The following is a 17,716-nucleotide window of genomic DNA, read 5'->3' as shown; positions in this document are numbered from 1 at the left end:
GATGATGAAGAAGCTCCGGACGGCTCTGCTGGCCGCGTTCGTCTTGTCGCTGGCGGGCTGCGGCGACAGGCTCGATCTCGAGAACGCCACGATCCCGCTCGCTCTCGGCATAGACCTCGACGAGAACGGCCAACTGCTCATGTTCACGTCCAGTCCCGTTTTTATGAAGAATTCCCAGGGGAAAAGCCTCGAAACGAAGGCGAAGGCGCTCGCGCCCCGGCAATCCCGCGCGGCCCAGGGAGCGGAAACGGCCGGGCTGCTGAGCGGCAAAAATTATCAGGTGATCATCGTCGGAGGCCGTCTGTTGAAGCACGAGGGCTGGTTCAAGCTGCTGGACGTTCTGTTTCGCGATCCCAAAAACACGACAACGGACCGCATGATCTACTATCCGGGCTCGCTCGAGGAGATCATGGACTACAAGCATCCCGATCAACCGATTTTGCCGCTGCTGCTCCGATCGATGGTCGACACGAAAAGCAAGCGCTCGGAGACGGTGCTCACTACCGTGCAGGACCTTCATAGGCAGGTGTACGAGAAGGGAGTCACGCTTGCCGTCTCCGAGATCGGCCTTCAGGAAAAGAGCATCGTCATGAAAGGCACCGCTCTGCTGGCCAATAACGGCGTATACAAAATGTCTCTGAACACGCAGGAGACGGGCATGCTCCGCATTTTGAGGAACGATGAAGAAGGCGGAATCAGTATGAGCTACCGAATTCCCGGCGCCGCCAAATCCGGCCCCTTCCATACCGACGTTCTCAGCTTCAGCACGACCGGCGCCGCGACGAGAATCGGCACCTCCTATCGAGACGGCCGGTTTATGTTCAAGGTTCGGATCACGCTTCCCGCCTCCTTGTCCGAGGTGCTGTTTCCTCATCATATCCGGGAGCAGCCGAAGGAGATGGAGAAGCAGCTGTCCCGCCTCGCCCAGGAGGAGTTCGACCAGTTGCTCGAACGGTTCCAGCGGAAGCGGCTCGATCCGGTCGGCTTCGGCATCTATGCCCGCGCTTACGAGTACAAAGCTTTCAAGGAGGTACAGGACCGCTGGCCCGAAGCGTTCGCCGAGGCGAAGATCAACGTCGAGGTCGACGTCAAGATCAAGGCGATAGGGCCCGTGCGGTAGAAAGGCGGGGAGGCCGGACCGGTTCGGCGCGTCTTCATTAGCGAGAATCCGTTCGTCTTTTTGCCGGATCCGCTCGTCGACTGCGGTTGCTGCAATTCAAATGCCTTGATTTTTGCGTCTCAAAATAGCACTATAGAGACGTTAGTCTCTTTATTTCTTTTGGAAGTCGGGATTCTGAGTTCGCGATAATAGGGACGCGAGCTTCGGGCCCGCAGCAGATGATTCTATATGCTTTACGCGAAGGGAAGGGTGCGATATGTTTAAGACAAAAACGCGATTCTGCGTCTAGAGGACGCCGAAGGCGTTTTTGCTTGTATAAAGAAGAACTAGATACATGGAGAGAAGCGGAGCGAGCGAACAGTGCGTATGGGCCCTTCAAATTACGCTTTCAGGGAACGGGCCTCAGCCGTTTCGCGTGAGCGCGACGATCGCCGTGCCGCCACTCCGGCTAATCTTGACTTTTGGATGGGAGAGTATACCGACAACATGACAACGAACAGAAATACCATCAGACTCGCCCTTCTGCTTGGTTTATTTTCAACACTTGGGCCATTCACCATCGATATGTATTTGCCGGCTTTTCCCGAAATTGTGCAGCAATTCAATTCCAGCGCTTCGCTCGTTCAATTCAGCCTCACCGCTTGTTTGCTTGGACTGGCCATCGGCCAACTGGTGATGGGGTCGTTAAGCGATGTGCACGGACGAAGGGGACCGCTGCTGTATTCCATGGGATTGTATGTGCTGTCCTCCATCGCTTGCGCGTTGGCCCCCCATATCGCCCTGCTCATTGCGTTCCGATTTATCCAGGGATTTGCCGCAGCCGCGGGCATTGTCATCTCGCGGGCGATTGCACGCGATTTGTACAGCGGAAACGACCTCACCAAGTTCTTTTCGCTTCTGCTGCTCGTCGGCAACCTGGGCCCCTTGATCGCACCGGTTGCGGGCAGCGGCGTGCTTAGCTTCACAAAATGGATCGGGGTGTTTCTCGCCCTCGCCCTGCTTGGCGCCTATTTGTGGATCATGACCAAATGGAGGCTGCCTGAAACGCTGCCTGCCGAGCGCCGGAGTCCATCGAATATCGCCCACCAGTTCCGAGGCTATGGACTCCTGCTGCGCGATCGTTCGTTTCTTGGCTACATGTTGGCGCAAGGCATCATGATTGCCGGCGTGTTCGCCTATGTATCCGGCACGCCGTTCATTTACCAGAACATCTACGGGGTAAGTCCAACGACGTTCGCCCTCTTGTTCGGCTCCAACGGCATTGGGCTTATTCTCGGCTCGCAAATCGTCGGAAGGATGGCGCATCGCATTGAGGCGGCCGTCTTTGTCAAGGTTGGCTTATGCCTGGCCCTGCTGTCCAGCGCGGCCGTACTGGCGGCGGCGCTGGTGCACGGACCGCTTTTCACGCTCGTCGTTCCCTTGTTTTTCTTTGTGGGGGCGATCGGCATAACATCGACGGCTGCCTTTCCCCTTGCAATGGAAGGGCAAGCGAACATGGCAGGCAGTGCAGCTGCGCTGCTGGGGATTGTTCCTTTCCTGCTTGGCGCAGTAACCGCTCCGCTTGTCGGCGTCGCCGGCGAAGATACGGCCGTTCCTCTGGGCGTCATTATTCTCGTGTCCAGTGCGTCGGCGATACTCGCGTACTTCCTGCTGGCCCGCCCCAAAGGGGGTTCTTCTGCGGAGTCCGTTGCCAAGTCTATGTAAAGCTCGAATCGCTCACGCCATTTGGCGTCGAGATGCGAGTTCGCAAGTCGGGCGAGCCGATTCAATGGCGAACCTTGAAAAAAACACCTAGGCTGACGCCGGCACTCAACCGGGCGTCAGCCTTTTAGGAATGGTGTCCTCAAGAGGACTGAACCTACGCGGGGGTTTAGCCCGCACGGGTCTGTAATGACATTCCTCGCGATCTCGGACGTCTATTTTTGATCGCAATCGCGTACTCGCCTTGAATCGCATAACCGTTATGATCGCTAAAGTCTTTAGTATTGTCCGCAATCCGGGCCATCCCGTCAGACCAAATGCCGATCAAGCCTATTCGCCACAGAATGACCAAAGTCAGTGCGACCGTCAATAAAAGTAGAACTACGAACGTATGGCGTCTGTTCTTCATCGTTTGGACTCCTTAGCTGCTTTTTCCTTTCGCCGTACCTTTCTGGCATACCTCCATATGAGGTAAATGACTGCAGCGGCATACAAGTATACTCCAATTCGGCTCGGAGATAGAAGATGCTCCTGAGCGTAAGGACCTTGATTTACCGCTTTGACATAAGCGCCCTCCTGAACCTTGATCGCAATAACGCCATGTCGACTCGTCTCTTTAATTGAATAATAGCCCGTGCCTTTCGGGAACGCATTCGAGAAGTTTCCGGCGTATGTTCCCTCTCTGTCCGAATACCGGGTGACTTGCCCGATCTTCTTCCCGATTTCGTAGGGTTGAACCGGTTCATCCGTAACTTTGTAAATATCGCCCGAATTCCATTCTATATATTACCACAATGATCCATCTTGGCGCTGCGAATGGAAATAACGATCTTCGGTCCGGATCGCCAGAAAAATAGGAATGTTCGTCAAAATCGAATGCGAGAAAAATATCCCCGTTAAGAGAATTTTCCTCTTTATGCGCGGCAAATCTTCCTGCAAGATAGAAATAGATCCCAATTAACGCCTCTTATACGCCCTCTTAATCTTCCACTCTTTCAACCGTTGTCAATTCCAGCTTCTATTTGAGATAGGTTTCCGAATGTCCGCTTGTCCGCTTGCAGAACTCCTTCGAAAGGTGGTGATGCAAAACCGTAACGGGCTTTTTTGGCATTTCGGTTGGATCCCAAATGAGGAGAGGTGGATTTAAGATGACGACCAACGTTGGATTTTTCCACAGAATGAACTTTTTCGCTCTGACTTTCTTGCTCGTATTGACCCTTATGCCCGGGCTGCTCGCGCCCAGTAAAGCCGAAGCGGCTCCGCCCTACAAGATCATCGGGTATTATCCGTCCTGGGGAGCATACGGCCGCAACTACCAGGTGTCCGATGTCGATCCGACGAAAGTGACGCATATTAATTACGCGTTCGCGGACATCTGCTGGAACGGCATTCACGGCAATCCCGACCCGACCGGCCCCAATCCGCAGACGTGGAGCTGTCAGGACGAGAACGGCGTCATTAACGTACCCAACGGCTCCATCGTCATGGGCGACCCCTGGATAGACGCGCAGAAGAGCAATCCCGGCGATGTCTGGAGCGATCCGATCAAGGGGAATTTCAAGCAGCTGCAGAAGCTGAAGCAAACGAACCCGAATCTCAAAACGATCATCTCGGTCGGCGGCTGGTCCTGGTCCAACCGATTCTCGGACGTCGCTGCGGACCCCGTTCTGCGGGACAACTTCGCGAATTCGGCGGTGAATTTCCTCCGCAAGTATCAGTTCGACGGCGTCGATCTGGATTGGGAGTATCCCGTCTCCGGAGGCTTGCCGGGCAACAGCGCGAGAGCGGCCGACAAGCAGAACTACACGCTCCTGCTTCAAGCGGTCCGCGCCAAGCTCGACGCGGCGGGCGCTGCCGACGGCAAGCACTACCTGCTGACGATCGCTTCCGGGGCGAGCCCTTCCTTCGTACAGAACACGGAACTGAGCCATATCGCGGCGATCGTCGACTGGATCAACATCATGACGTACGATTTCAATGGCGGCTGGCAGACGATCAGCGCACACAATGCGCCGCTCTACTACGATCCTGCTGCAGCCTCTGCCGGCGTGCCGAGCGCTTCCGCCTTCAACGGGGACGCCGCCGTGCAAGGCCATCTAAGCGCTGGCGTTCCGGCAAGCAAGCTCGTCATGGGCGTGCCGTTCTACGGACGGGGCTGGACGGGATGCGGCACGGCGGGCAACGGTCAATACCAGAGCTGTTCGGGACCCTCCCCCGGAACTTGGGAAGCGGGCGTTCTCGATTATACGGACATCGAGAACAACTACGTGAACAAAAACGGCTATACCCGTTACTGGAACAATGCAGCCAAAGTTCCGTACCTGTACAACCCGTCCAGCAGAACGTATATCAGCTACGACGACGTTCAGTCGATCGGCGAGAAAACCTCGTTCATCAAGACGAAGGGGCTGGCCGGCGCCATGTTCTGGGAGTTCAGCGGGGATCGCAACAAGACGCTCCTGAACAAGCTGGCCGACGACCTGCCGATAAGCGGCGCAGGCGACACGACGCCGCCGAGCGTGCCGACGAACTTGACGTCGCCATCGAGCACTTCGTCGAGCATATCGCTCAGCTGGACCGCGTCCACCGACAACGTCGGCGTTACCGGCTATACGGTGACCTACGGCTCCAATACGGTGAACGTATCCGGGACGACGGCCAATATGACCGGATTGTCGGCTAATACGACTTATACGTTCTCGGTTCGCGCCAGAGACGCGGCAGGCAATCAGTCTGCGGCGGCCACGATTACCGTAACGACCAGCGCATCCACGGACACGACGCCGCCGAGCGTGCCGACAAACCTGACGTCGCCGTCGAAAACATCGTCGAGCGTATCGCTGAGCTGGACCGCCTCCACCGACAACGTCGGCGTTACCGGCTATACGGTGACCTACGGCTCCAATACGGTGAACGTATCCGGGACGACGGCCAATATGACCGGATTGTCGGCTAATACGACTTATACGTTCTCGGTTCGCGCCAGAGACGCGGCTGGCAATCAGTCTGCGGCGGCCACGATTACCGTGACGACTGACGCTTCGACCATTCCCGCCTGGGCTCCCTATACAGCTTACAGCGTGAATCAACAGGTGACCTATGGCGGCGTTACGTACTATTGCATCCAGGCGCACACTTCCTTGCCGGGCTGGGAGCCGCCGATCGTTCCTGCGCTGTGGGAGCCTGTATAAACGCGATCGGATGCAGAAGACCCCCCGTCAATCGGGGGGTCTTCTGTCGACGGAAATTCTCCCGTCATAGTTGCTGCATTCGAAGAAGCATCGCCGTCGCTTCTGCGCGAGTCGCCGTCTCGTTGGGCGCGAACCGATTGCCGCCTCGGCCATTGACAATGCCCAGCTCGCGAATCGCTTTCACTGCGCCTCTCGCCCACCGCGGAATCGTGTCGTCGTCGGCATAGCCGGTAAACGCGCCGGCATCCGTCTGCAGCTTAAGCGCCCGGGCGATCATGACCGCCATCTCCGCGCGGGTGATCTGCGCGTTCGGCCGGAAGCTGCCATCGCTATTGCCGATAACGATGCCGGCTTGTACCGCATGGGCAACGGCCTGCTTCGCCCATGCGCCGATTAGAGCTTCGTCAGTAAAGGGGAGCGCGGCGACTTTCCCCTCCAGCTTCAAAGCGCCGACGAGCATCGCCGCAAACTCGGCTCGAGTGACGGGATCGTTCGGCCTGAACGTGCCGTTCGGGTAACCGCTGACGATGCCTTCTGCCGCGGCTCGCTCGATATCGCCCTCCGCCCAGTGTCCGGCGATGTCGGCGAAGGAGATCAATGGCGCATCGGGCTCGGCAGTTTCTATCGGTTCTGAAGGTTGAGTCGTTGCCCGTTCAACGGTAAGCGTATACGTCTTCCGAGAACCGTCTTCTGCATGGACGGTTAGCGGTATGACATTATCCCCTTCTTTCAGATCGATCAGGATGCCGTCGCCCAATGTCCGATCCTTCCATGTCACTCTGGCTGCCGGGTGCTCGGCGGCGGCTTTGATTTCAATTTGTTTCGCCTCCGTTCTAACCGTATAGGCATGCGTGTTCGCCGCGAACGAAGGCGTTAACGCAACGAGAGTGCCGTCCGCCCATGCTTCCAGCATCTTCAGGCTGGCGTTGCCGGATAATGGCCAGCCTTCCCTGCCTGAGCCGCTACTTCCGGCAGCTCTCGGGATCGCTGTCGCTGCATGGGAGAAATCGCTGATACCTTCCGCATGAATCGTCTTTACCGCAAACGAATAGGCTTGACCGTTCGTCAGTCCGGTGACGGTATAGACGTTCGCCGCAACCGATTGAACGAGGCTCCACTCTGCCGGATCGACGGGAGCAGACGAGCCTCCCGTTTGATAAACCGCGTATGTTACGCTTCCGATATCCGTGACGGCATTCCAAGTCAGAGTGACCGAACGATCGCCCGCCAAAGCGGTTAGATGATCCGGCGCCGGAATCGCCGCAATCGTATAGCTTTCACTCATCACTTCGCTGTCCAGCAGGCCATCCTTCACGGCGATCGCTTGAATCGTCATCTCCCCGGTCACTTCGATCGGCTCCACGTATTCAGTGCTGCCGCTCGTCGGCGCGCTGCCATCCGTCGTGTAATAGATCGTCGCGCCTTCGGTCAGCGTCTCCAAGACTACCTTTGTGCCCGCCGGAACGGCACGCCCTGCCGGATTGGCCGTCGGCTTGGCGACCTGCTCGGGCAGCGCTGGATTTTTCACCAGAGTGATCGTATACGTTTTATTTTCGTTCAAATAAGGGGACACTTCCACGTTCACGATCGTTTGCTCGTCAGTGACTTGGATTTTGACTCCCTCCGCCGGATCGGATGGTCGCTCGCCATTCACATACACATCGGCATGCTCCGCGTTTTCAAGTTCAGCTAGCACGTTCACCTCGGTGACGCGATAGTCGACCGGAACCGTATATTCCTGCCGAGCAACGTCAAATGGGAGTTCCACTTCCTCCCCGCTTTGATCGGTCAGTTCGATCCAAGCCAGATCGCTGGTCGGAACGTCGAGCTTGCCGGATCCCTCAGAACCCCAGCCGACAACGGTTCCATCCGCTCGCAACGCTAGGGTGTGATTATCCCCTGCCGAAATCGCGACGACGTTGCGCAAGTTTAACGGAACCTCGAGCTGCCGATAAGTATTGCTTCCCCACGCAACGACCGTGCCGTCCGACTTTAAGGCGACGGAATGATGGCGGCCTGCGCTGACGGCGACGACATCTTGCAGTCGATCAGGCAAATTTAACTGGTTATAGGTATGATCTCCCCATGCGACGATCGTGCCGTCCGTTTTCAAAGCCAAGGAATGATAGCCGCCAGCGCTGATCGCTTTCACATCCCGCAAGTCGCTGGGGATATTCAGTTGGTTAAAGCGATTGCCTCCCCATACCGCTACCGTACCGTCGGCCTTCAATGCAAGGGAGTGAAACAGTCCCGCGCCGACCGCGATCGCATCCGCCAAATCGCCCGGCACCTCGAGCCGTTTATCTTCCTCATCCCCATATACTCCCCCCCAAGCCACGACTGTACCGTCATCCTGCAACGCTAATGTATGGTAGTCTCCTGAGTCGATAGCGACAACCTTGCGCAAATTCGTCGGAATGTCCAACTGATTGTACAGATCGTCTCCCCAGCCGCTAATCGTGCCATCTGTTTTTAATGCCAAGGAATGAGAAACGCCCGTGCTAATCGATTGGACCTCATGCAAGTTTTCGGGGACCGGAAGCTGGTTGAAGCTGTCGCTTCCCCAGCCGATCACGCGACCGGCGGATGTCAGAGCCAGGGAATGGCTGACTCCCGCAGCGACCTGCCTTGGTTTCACGGGAGCAGCGATACGCGCCGGCGCTTCGATCTGTCCCGATCTGTTATCTCCCCAGGCCACGATCGTTCCATCCGCTTTCCGGGCGACGGAATATTCATATCCCGCAGCAATCGCAATGACGCCGCTTTTCGCTGCTTCGGGTACAACCGTTTGTCCGTAGTCATCCAGTGAACCGTTGGTAATGCCCCAGGCAATGGCGGAGCCGTCAGATTTCAAGGCAAGAGAATGCGCACGCCCTGCGGCAATTGCGATGACGCCGCTTTCCGCCTCTTCCGGCACGGAAGATTGTCCGCTTTCGTTCCTCCCCCAAGCAACCACCTTACCTGAAGCGGTTAACGCCAAAGAATGGTGCGTTCCTGCGCTAATGGCCACTGCATGACCTTGCACTTCATCGGGGATATTCAGCACTCCCAATCCGTACGGGTCTCCTCCCCAGGCAACCACTTCTCCGGCAGCAGTTAGAGCTAAGGAATGCCAATACCCCGCCGCTATAGCTACAACGCCGCGTTCCGCTTCATCCGGCACATCCGATTGACCCGTAGTGTTAGCTCCCCAAGCAATGACTTTCCCTGAGGACGTGAGAGCTAACGAATGGAAGGCATTAGGACCCGAAGCAATCGCGACGATGTCGCTTTTCGCTTCCGCTGGCACATCGGCTTCGCCAAATCTTCCCCCTCCCCAGGCAATGACCTCTCCGGCGGATGTGAGAGCGAGAGAGTGGTCTTGTCCTGCGCTAACCGAAACCACATTGGACTGCGCTGCAATGGGAACCGTCGCTTTGCCATATTGATTCGATCCCCAAGCGAGCACTTCGCCATCCGGGGTTAAGGCGAGGGAATGGGTTCTCCCGCCTGAGATTTGCTGGATTCCTCCCCAGCGATCCCCGAGAGAGGGATGAGCGCTCCCTTGAGCCGATGCTTTGCCGGGAGATATCTCCAGCATGAACGTCTGCATAAGCAGGAAAACGGCACAGATTAGCGCTGCTCCTCTGCCCGTTTTTCTGTTGCACAGATCCATCTCGCATGATCCTCCTCTTGTTTGATCTCTTAAATCCTTTGTCCAATAGATTATACCTAGCTTGGAACGGATCTGTGATCAACCCTTTCTGCAATGTTAAGCCTAAAGGTTGAGGAAGGGGGTGGAGCAAATTCGACAAAAAAAGGAACGGATCAGAACAACCGGAGCGTTCTGGCGCGTTCCAAGGCTTGCAAACGATTGGACGTCTGTAATTTGCCATAAATATTATTGATATGAGTTTTGATGGTGGATAAGGAAACATTCAAATGAAGAGCGATTTCTTTGTTTGACCTCCCTGTTTCCATCCATCGAAGCACATCTCGTTCTTTCGCGGTTAAGACAGGCCGATTTCCTGGCTGAAGAAAAGCACCGTCTCTCTTTCTAACCGCGGGGAACAGTCGCAGCAGCCGTTTCACGTAAGGTAACGGAACCTGATGGCGAGGGCTGCGGTGTTGATCCTGACGCAATCGAATATATTGATCCAATAGCTGCGCCGCCGGCGCGCCGCCGTCCACGAAGGTCCGGATGTACCCTTCCGGCCATGCCAGCGCAAGCGCCTCTTCCAAGACGTCCATACTTTGCGCAACCTGATCTTGCAAGATAAGGATTCTGCTCTGAAGCACGAGCGAACGGATGCGGTCGCTTTGCCGTCCGGTCTCGTTCGCGATTAAGAGAATACGCTCCGTTAAAGCCGCGGCCTCTTCGATTTTCCCTTCATCCGCCAGCGAACAAGCGAGCAAATCATACTCCTTGACCATCGATAACGGAATTTCGTCGCGGAATCGCAAGCCGCTTTTCCTCAGCCATTGTTTCATCGGCTTTTGTTCTCCTTGCATCCTGTGGAACACCGCTCGAAACAACGAGATTTTCCAGGATAAATGCGGATTCGCCCGCGAAGCCGTTCGCTCGGCCAATTCCTGTACCATGGCGTCTGCGGTTTCCGTGTCCCCTCGCGCCATGGAGACGCGGGCAAGCCAGAGCGCCGCGACGGTCGTCAAGCTGGCATGACGATGCGATTTTCCGATTTCGCGCGCCTGGCGAAAATACGTTTCCGCTTCATCCAGCCGGTTGCGCTCGTAATGTAATTTTCCAAAGTCTATGGATAGGTGGGCGACAAAATAGACGTTCCGGGTGGCGGACCAAATGGACAGCAATGCCGTTAACACCTGCTCCGCCAGCCGAGGACTGTCATCCGATACATAGATGTCCCACACCGGGTGATAGCCGTCAGCGTCGCTTCCGAACCCGACGAAAAAATCCCCTTCCGGACGCATGTCGACATACTCCTGCGAATATTGAACGGCATATGCGAAATCCCGGTCCAGGAACGTGCGGAATGCGGCCAGAAAAGCCAGCCCGGCGCGCATGGTTTCGCCATCCTCCGGACGAAGGGCGGCCCGATCCTCTTCCAGCTTGCGAACTGTCCGCCAATATCCCTCCGTGGCGGCTTCCGTCTGTCCGGACAAATACTGGGAGGCGAGCTTGGTCAGAAGCATCATCGGCTTGGCCAATAAAAGCGAATCGGGTATCGCGCCAAGCCACGCGCATAGCGTCGTCCATTCCTTGACCATCAGCTCCGGCGCGATCTTCTCCAGCAAAGTCAGCGCTTCTTCGTACCCCGTTCCCGCCAAGTAATGCTCCACCGCTTCATAGGGATAGCCGTTCTCCTCCAGCCATCTTCCCGCTTCCAGATGTAGCGTCTTCCATTGCCGCGGTTCGCGTATTTTCAGCTGCGCCGCCAAAAATTGCTGAAATAGATGATGATACCTGTACCATACCCGCCGCTCGTCCAGCGGCACCAGAAACAAGCTCATCTGCTCCAATTGCTGCAAATACGCGGCGCTCTCGGCCATTCCGGTCACCGCTTCGCACAGCTCCCCGGTCATCCGCTCCAAAATCGACGTCCGCAGCAGAAAATGCTTCATCGTATCGGATTGCAGAGACAACACTTCTTCGAAAAAATAATCCGAAACATCGCGTTCCGTTCCCGCCATCTTCCGGACCAGAGACGCCGGGTCCGCATGTTCGCGCAGCGACAAGACCGCCAATCGCATCGCGGCTGCCCATCCTTCGGTCAATTGCTGGATTGTCGCCGTTTGTTCGGCGGATAATTTCACATCGCCGCATTTGACGAAAAATTCGGACGTTTCTTCCGGCATAAAGCGCAGGTCGCTCGCTTCCAATCGGTTCAGTCCATTATCGACCCATATTCGGGAAAGCGGAAGCGGCGGCGGAGTACGGCTGGCGATATAAAGATGAACGTGAGCAGGCAGACGTTCGAGCATATAGAGGACTCCCTTTAGAATCCCCGATTCTTCAATATGGTGAAAATCATCCCATATGAGCGCCGTCGCCTGCGAAATACGGTGCAGCCCGTTGACGAGCGCGGCAATTAGCGAGTCCCCCGACGCGTCTTCCGTGGCATGACGAAGCACGCTCTTCTCGTCGAAAGCGGGACAGGCTTGCTTCAGCGCCGCGAGCGTATGCGCCCAGAAACGAATGCGATCGTTGTCTCCTGCATCCAGCGACACCCAAGCCGAGGAACGATCCGCCGCCATCGCCCATTCGCTGAGCAATGTCGTTTTCCCGTATCCTGCGGGCGCTGTGATCAAGGTAAGCGTACGGTCCATTCCTTCATCCAACCGATGAATAAGTCGTTGACGCGAGACAAACTCGCCTCGCGGCCGAGGAATATGTAATTTGGTGGCGACGATCATCGTACGAATTCCCTTCGAATCTATTATCAAGACGAGCACGTGCGAAGAGTTCGGCTTTTACGGCGCTCCGTAAGTGACGCTTTCTGCCTCTTGTTTACTTTCCTCTATAGGTATAGGGGTAGAATGCTCGACGCTTGAACTTTTCAATAACCAACCAATCCAAATGAAGAATGAAGGAACGAAATTAATAACTAGAATAACGACAGATACTGCATACTTATTGCCCCAACCTTGAAAGTAACCAATCCAACTAACAAATATACCTATATATAGAAGAAAAGAATTGAAGAGCCCATAAAAGATCCATACTATTTCTGACGGTAGAACAAAAAAAGCATTTTCAGCTCTTGCATGAACATCATCCGTAATATAATGATAAAAACAAGGCAGCCAAACCATAAATCCAACTATACTAATATTGAAAAAACGAAGAACATTCCGCTTAAAACCTGCACGACCGTCCGTATACCTGTATCCTAAATAAATGTAAAATAAAGGGGCAAAGAGGACAAAGATTAATTGCAATAGAAGCTTTATCGTCCCGCTGGCTTCATTCAAGAAAAAGATATAAAAAATCAACAGAGCGATATGAAGCAAAATATGAAATAGTAAGATCTTAAAGGAGTTCATTTCTTTACCGCTTTCTTCCGCATCATATATACTTCTAAAGCGTCACGTATTACCTCTTTACTTATCCCGCTTACGCTGCCAATTCGTTCAGCCCACTCTTCTGCTGTCTCAAGCCGACTCTCGGGTTGCTTCCCCGCCATTGTGCTATAGAAACTAATAAAGTTGTCAAACTCCCAATGAATGACCTCTTCGTCCGTAAAAATTCTTTTTTCAACCAGAGGATGCCACAACGTTCTTTGCGTTTTTTCCCCTTCGGCGATTAGCTTTTCATTCGAAATGGGGTCTAGCGTATACGTCTGTTTACTTTCTTTGCCGTTTGGTCTTCGGTAAGTGACAAGAAGTAGATTCCCGCGCGATTCCACTTTAACGAGCGAGCCTGGGAAGAAGCCCTCCAATAATTCCTCCGTGTAATCTTCGCTTTCGGGGTCAATGAGTATGGGCTCTATCCATTGATCGCCTAGATCGCATAAGTATCGATGACCGTGCTCGTTCAGTACAACTACAGCAACGTGGGCGTCGGGCGTTAGAATGGCATAACTGGATAGCTTCTCTTGATTGAATTCATGATTTAACCATATGGCCAAGTCAAAACAGTTCCCTGCGGTTCCGTATTGCTCCCTGTGAAGTTTCATTTGTTCGACTGTTCGTTGCTTTGCACCGGCAGTTTGCTGCAAGTACCATGCCTTGGTGAGGGTTTCCATCGGAAATGGGTCAAATCTTCTCCAGATGTCAAGAATGTCCGCTGAAGCTCGCAAAATACTCCCTCCTCATTCATGTCCACCTTCTATTTATCGCAATTATGAAGAAAGCCAATCATGAAACGGCCCAGCCGCAGATATCACATCTTAAGCTGGGCCTTTGTTGAATTTCCAATTCCATTATCATTTCTCTTTATATTTTTTAGGCGCTCGATTGAGATAGGCATCGCCGATGACGCTTGAGATTTCGTCCCATTCGGCATGGCCGTCAAGCCTCATTCCGATCCAGCCGAGGTGTCCGACATAAGGGGGTCTGAAGTAAATTTCGGGATCTGATTCCACTAACGTGGACTGAACGCCTGAAGGTGCGGAGCACCACAATGCGATTCGTCCGTCTCCATGATGATTCACCCGGTATTGAACAAAAGATAATTTTTGATCGACGAAGAAGGTCGGCGCGCCGTGGCTGATCCTTTCAGTCGTTCCGGGAAACGAAAGGCACAAGGATTGGATTCTGCCGAAAAGCTCCTTATGAGTCGCCGATTCTTGAAATAGCGTTTCCATGTCCATCCCATCGTCCTCCTTGCCGTCTATTGACCCGGCTGGCACCTATCCGGTTTATGTGATGGTTTTTTGCCGCGATGCCGGGGCTCTGAAGAACAATCCTTGTTTCGGCGCTCTTCGTGATCTAAAACAAAAAAAACTCTCAGCGCAATAACGGCATGAAGAGTCTCCCGGGTGCTTACGATATTCAATAATGAAGGGTATGGTGCGGTCGAGAGGACTCGAACCTCCACGGGGTATTAGCCCACACGGACCTGAACCGTGCGCGTCTGCCAATTCCGCCACGACCGCATGTTGCTGTGAGCTTCGCGCATGTTCGTCTGCACCGACAGATTCGAGTGAGAGAAGCGGATCGAAATCACGTATATTAAAATAGCACAGTTATCGAGGCGAAGTCAAGGCTGACGGCAAAGTTCCAATTTTCAGTTAATATCGCCGCCCTGCCGACATTAGAAGGACGGGGACACTTCCGCTTCCTCCCATGCAGGCGCGCCCTCGTCCTGACCGAACTCCGCATCGGGGTAGGCGTTAGTCGGAAGAGGCGCGGAAGCTTGCGAGATGTCTTCCGGCAGCGGAGACGCTCCGATGTCCTGCTGCAGCGCGCCCTGCACCCATGCGAGGCCGCGGGCCAGCACCTGCCCGCTTGCAGCCGCAGCGGCGACCTGAACCGTTTCCCGGATCTGATCGTCGCTCGCGCCAAGCGCCTTCGCCTCTTGCGCGTAATAGGCGACCTGGTCTTCATGACGGGCGAAGAGCGCGGCGCCGAGCCCGATCAAATGCTTCGTTCTTGCATCCAGCGCCCCGTCTTCGAATCGTTGAACGGTTGTCATCGTGATCCCTCCGTTGTCGGCCAACCTTCCGGCGGCGCATTGCCGCCGCTTTACAACAGGATTCCTCCGGAAAGGCCGATTCATTCAGGCCGCCATTTTCTCTCTTCGTCGGCAGGCTGAATCGAGTAGGCCCGCTTCACCTTGACGACTCTCCGGTTCGGTCTCCGGATCAGCACGTATTCGTCGTCCCAGGCGACGACGATGCCGACGACATCGTTCTGCTCCAGCGCGTCGCGCACGATTCGGATCCTCGTCCCGTCCACGCGCAGCTTGTCCAGCTGTTCATCGCTCCACATCTTGATCGTATCCTCCTGACTGTCGGATTCGGGCTTCTTCGACGGTCCGCCGACCGCGATGCGCCGAAGAAGAAGGGAACCCGCCTGACGTCGCGTCGAGCGGGTTCCCGGGTATATTCGCCGGTTCGTCCTACCCGACGTGTTCTTTCGAATCGTTCGTCTCGTACCAGCAATCGAGCACTTTGCTGGACATGACTCTACCGTTCACGTATTCCGCCTGGTGGGGCGCGAAGCGCTCCGTCCACGGAAGCTCCAGCTCCTCGCAAAGCTTGACGACCGTCAGCAATTCCGACCACGCCACGTACCGTTTATACCAAAAAAATTGCGGGTGTTCGATCATGTAAGGATACAGGTCGTCGAACTCCGTATGCTTGCAGTCGAGCGCGCGCTCGAAGTGGATTTTCGCTTCTTCCAGCTTGTTCAGGAAGAAATCGGCCGGCATATTGACTTGATTCGAGTTAACCATTGCTGTTCGCCTCCCCCATCTGCAGGATAATTCTATTATACGTGATTGCCGTCAAGATCGGAAGGTGAAGCTCTGCCCGAATAGCTAATCGCCGAACGTTATCGTATTATCCTCGAGAGATTGAATTTTCACGAGCGTCTCCACGCGGTAGCCAAGCTCCCTCAGCGCCTTCCCTCCGGCCTGGAACGACTTCTCCAGCACGATGCCGATTCCTTTCAGCTTCGCTCCGGACTGCTCGATAATTTTGATCAATCCGCGCGCCGCGTCTCCATTGGCGATAATATCGTCAATGAACAGCAGCGAATCGTCCTCGCTCAGCAGGTGACGGGAGACGATCAGATCGGTAACGATGCCTTTCGTAAAGGAAGGCACGCGCTCGCAATAGGCGTCGGGCTCGCCGAGAAGCGTCTTTTTCCTGCGGGCGAACACGAGCGGAACGCCGAATTGCAGAGCGGTCGCGAAGGCGACGGGGATGCCGGAGGACTCGACCGTAATGACTTTCGTAATGGGCTCGCCGGCGAACCGGGACGCGAATTCCTTGCCCATCTCCATCGTCAACTGCGGATCGACGCTATGGTTCAGCAGAGAATCCAACTTCAATACCCCTGAATTGATGACGCTAGCTTCTTTTAAAATTCTTTCCTTGAGAATGTCCATCGTCTTCCCCACCACCCGTTGTCGTTTCCGTTTCGCGCAACCCTTGCGTTAAAATCCTTGGCGGCAATCCAGCCTATCAAGGAATGTCAGGATGCGTTACGTCGGTTTTCATACCATTATAACCGTTCGTCTTCGTTTGCAACAGTTTTTTGCGACAAATTCGCAGCAGCAATCCGCTTCGCCGTCCGCCGCCCGGCGCCTTTTTCCGATCACGGCTGAGAAGCTTCAAGAAGCTCGTCTATTTTGTCCTTCCTTGTTCCGTCATCTTCGCCGTTAACATCCTCGCTGCGGGTAACACGGGGCGGAAACGTCTATGGAAAGTGAGACTTAAGTCCCGACAAGTTTTGACCCTATGCGACAATAGCATGAAATTGAAAAAATAATTTCAAACGCTCGAAACTTTTCCAGCTTATGTCATGTCTTATATAGATGAAGGGATGTTCAGAGGGGGGATGAAACGTGGCGATCAATCGGCCCGTTTTCTTGCGAATCGGAAGCATACTGCTCTTTAGCGCCAGCTTGGTCTCCTGCAGTTCTTCAACGGAACTTCCCGAGGCTTCCTCGCCGCCGAGCGCTCCGGCAGCGCCGACGAACGCTCCCGTTCCGCCGCGCGCAACGCAGCCGCCGGACAGTCCGCGGGCGCCCGCTTCCAAGCCCCCTTCGACCGAAGCGCCCGACGCCGGTTCAAGCCGGCAACCGGAGCCTTCGACGCCTTCCGTCGAAGCCGCGACCGTGCAGCCTTCTCCGTCTCCCGAAGCGACGTCCGCCAAGCCTGCTTTTCAGGCGAAAGCCCCGTCGCTCGCGTATCTCAAGCTGGGCGCCACCGATCAGGAGGTCGTCAGACGCTACGGGCTTCCGGAGGAGACCTATCCGCTTCCCGGAGAGGCCGAGACGATCGAGATCTGGGAATACGCCGGCCTGTCCGTCGGTCTGAACGAGCAGGATCGGGTCGTCTATATCGAGATCGGCTCCCGCCAAGCGGATACGGGCATACAGGATCTTTATTACGGGATGAAGGGGGCGAAAGCCGCCGAAGTGCTCGGCATCCCCGGGGACGAACAGACGAACGTCCTTGCGCTGGAGGTCCAAGGCGGATGGCTGAAGATCGACCTGGATCCCGATACGCAGAACGTCCTCTCGCTTAAGCTGCTTAACCAGGAAATCTAAGCTCCCGCCGCCTTCGCATTATCA

At 55.1% G+C, this 17,716-nt stretch carries 14 protein-coding genes and 1 tRNA gene; 4 read left to right on the top strand and 11 right to left on the bottom strand.

From position 1 onward, the window contains the following. Position 1: 1 nt before the first annotated feature. Positions 2-1,120, top strand: a complete 1,119-nt coding sequence (locus tag ACFO3S_RS17430) for a Ger(x)C family spore germination protein (RefSeq protein ID WP_378098773.1) — start codon at positions 2-4, stop codon at positions 1,118-1,120. A 486-nt stretch (positions 1,121-1,606) separates the two neighbouring features. Continuing rightward, positions 1,607-2,824 (top strand): multidrug effflux MFS transporter, encoded by a 1,218-nt coding sequence (locus tag ACFO3S_RS17425; RefSeq protein ID WP_378098772.1) that lies wholly within the window; start codon positions 1,607-1,609, stop codon positions 2,822-2,824. 166 nt (positions 2,825-2,990) lie between these two features. On the opposite strand, the gene ACFO3S_RS17420 is transcribed toward ACFO3S_RS17425, so the two are convergent. After that, a complete protein-coding gene (locus ACFO3S_RS17420) occupies positions 2,991-3,230 on the bottom strand; it encodes a hypothetical protein (RefSeq protein ID WP_378098770.1) in 240 nt (79 codons plus the stop codon). Positions 3,231-3,969: 739 nt separating this feature from the next. Here ACFO3S_RS17420 and ACFO3S_RS17415 point away from each other — a divergent pair. Next, a complete protein-coding gene (locus tag ACFO3S_RS17415) occupies positions 3,970-6,012 on the top strand; it encodes a glycosyl hydrolase family 18 protein (protein WP_378098768.1) in 2,043 nt (680 codons plus the stop codon). A 64-nt stretch (positions 6,013-6,076) separates the two neighbouring features. Here ACFO3S_RS17415 and ACFO3S_RS17410 read toward each other — a convergent pair whose 3' ends face one another. From ACFO3S_RS17410 to ACFO3S_RS17360, 10 genes are all read right to left on the bottom strand, one after another. Then, positions 6,077-9,592, bottom strand: a complete 3,516-nt coding sequence (locus tag ACFO3S_RS17410; protein ID WP_465251405.1) for an RCC1 domain-containing protein — start codon at positions 9,590-9,592, stop codon at positions 6,077-6,079. A 227-nt stretch (positions 9,593-9,819) separates the two neighbouring features. Further along, a complete protein-coding gene (locus ACFO3S_RS17400; protein WP_378098766.1) occupies positions 9,820-12,297 on the bottom strand; it encodes a winged helix-turn-helix domain-containing protein in 2,478 nt (825 codons plus the stop codon). A 144-nt stretch (positions 12,298-12,441) separates the two neighbouring features. After that, the gene (locus ACFO3S_RS17395) at positions 12,442-13,014 is read right to left on the bottom strand and encodes a hypothetical protein (RefSeq protein WP_378098764.1); all 573 of its coding nucleotides are present in this window, start codon (positions 13,012-13,014) and stop codon (positions 12,442-12,444) included. Next, on the bottom strand, positions 13,011-13,769 hold the full coding sequence (locus ACFO3S_RS17390) for a hypothetical protein (protein ID WP_378098763.1): 759 nt from the start codon (positions 13,767-13,769) through the stop codon (positions 13,011-13,013). The genes ACFO3S_RS17395 and ACFO3S_RS17390 overlap by 4 nt, the downstream gene beginning before the upstream one ends. Before the next feature lie 126 nt (positions 13,770-13,895). Further along, the gene (locus ACFO3S_RS17385; RefSeq protein WP_378098762.1) at positions 13,896-14,282 is read right to left on the bottom strand and encodes an MmcQ/YjbR family DNA-binding protein; all 387 of its coding nucleotides are present in this window, start codon (positions 14,280-14,282) and stop codon (positions 13,896-13,898) included. Between the two features lie 197 nt (positions 14,283-14,479). Continuing rightward, positions 14,480-14,567: transfer RNA gene (locus ACFO3S_RS17380), tRNA-Leu, on the bottom strand. 158 nt (positions 14,568-14,725) lie between these two features. Then, the gene (locus tag ACFO3S_RS17375) at positions 14,726-15,106 is read right to left on the bottom strand and encodes a carboxymuconolactone decarboxylase family protein (RefSeq protein WP_378098761.1); all 381 of its coding nucleotides are present in this window, start codon (positions 15,104-15,106) and stop codon (positions 14,726-14,728) included. A gap of 80 nt (positions 15,107-15,186) precedes the next feature. Further along, a complete protein-coding gene (locus tag ACFO3S_RS17370; protein ID WP_378098759.1) occupies positions 15,187-15,402 on the bottom strand; it encodes a hypothetical protein in 216 nt (71 codons plus the stop codon). Positions 15,403-15,532: 130 nt separating this feature from the next. Then, complete coding sequence (locus ACFO3S_RS17365; protein ID WP_378098757.1) at positions 15,533-15,868, bottom strand: hypothetical protein; 336 nt, start codon at positions 15,866-15,868, stop codon at positions 15,533-15,535. Positions 15,869-15,952: 84 nt separating this feature from the next. Further along, positions 15,953-16,525 (bottom strand): xanthine phosphoribosyltransferase, encoded by a 573-nt coding sequence (locus tag ACFO3S_RS17360; RefSeq protein WP_378098755.1) that lies wholly within the window; start codon positions 16,523-16,525, stop codon positions 15,953-15,955. A 459-nt stretch (positions 16,526-16,984) separates the two neighbouring features. Here ACFO3S_RS17360 and ACFO3S_RS17355 point away from each other — a divergent pair, with 459 nt between their 5' ends. Further along, entirely contained in the window at positions 16,985-17,692 is a 708-nt protein-coding gene (locus ACFO3S_RS17355; RefSeq protein ID WP_378098753.1) for a hypothetical protein, read from the top strand. Positions 17,693-17,716 lie beyond the last annotated feature (24 nt).

Origin of the sequence: Cohnella hongkongensis, assembly GCF_042654645.1 — a bacterium.
Lineage (GTDB): Bacteria > Bacillota > Bacilli > Paenibacillales > Paenibacillaceae > Cohnella > Cohnella hongkongensis.
This window is presented reverse-complemented; position numbering and strand designations above follow the sequence as displayed.

Bases quoted from the DNA above. Each gene is read 5' to 3' on its own strand.
- ACFO3S_RS17400 (WP_378098766.1), bottom strand. From the start codon at position 12,297: ATGGACCGTACGCTTACCTTGATCACAGCGCCCGCAGGATACGGGAAA.
- ACFO3S_RS17385 (WP_378098762.1), bottom strand. From the start codon at position 14,282: ATGGACATGGAAACGCTATTTCAAGAATCGGCGACTCATAAGGAGCTT.
- ACFO3S_RS17430 (WP_378098773.1), top strand. From the start codon at position 2: ATGATGAAGAAGCTCCGGACGGCTCTGCTGGCCGCGTTCGTCTTGTCG.
- ACFO3S_RS17365 (WP_378098757.1), bottom strand. From the start codon at position 15,868: ATGGTTAACTCGAATCAAGTCAATATGCCGGCCGATTTCTTCCTGAAC.
- ACFO3S_RS17395 (WP_378098764.1), bottom strand. From the start codon at position 13,014: ATGAACTCCTTTAAGATCTTACTATTTCATATTTTGCTTCATATCGCT.
- ACFO3S_RS17415 (WP_378098768.1), top strand. From the start codon at position 3,970: ATGACGACCAACGTTGGATTTTTCCACAGAATGAACTTTTTCGCTCTG.
- ACFO3S_RS17425 (WP_378098772.1), top strand. From the start codon at position 1,607: ATGACAACGAACAGAAATACCATCAGACTCGCCCTTCTGCTTGGTTTA.
- ACFO3S_RS17370 (WP_378098759.1), bottom strand. From the start codon at position 15,402: ATGTGGAGCGATGAACAGCTGGACAAGCTGCGCGTGGACGGGACGAGG.
- ACFO3S_RS17360 (WP_378098755.1), bottom strand. From the start codon at position 16,525: ATGGACATTCTCAAGGAAAGAATTTTAAAAGAAGCTAGCGTCATCAAT.
- ACFO3S_RS17420 (WP_378098770.1), bottom strand. From the start codon at position 3,230: ATGAAGAACAGACGCCATACGTTCGTAGTTCTACTTTTATTGACGGTC.
- ACFO3S_RS17375 (WP_378098761.1), bottom strand. From the start codon at position 15,106: ATGACAACCGTTCAACGATTCGAAGACGGGGCGCTGGATGCAAGAACG.
- ACFO3S_RS17410 (WP_465251405.1), bottom strand. From the start codon at position 9,592: ATGCTGGAGATATCTCCCGGCAAAGCATCGGCTCAAGGGAGCGCTCAT.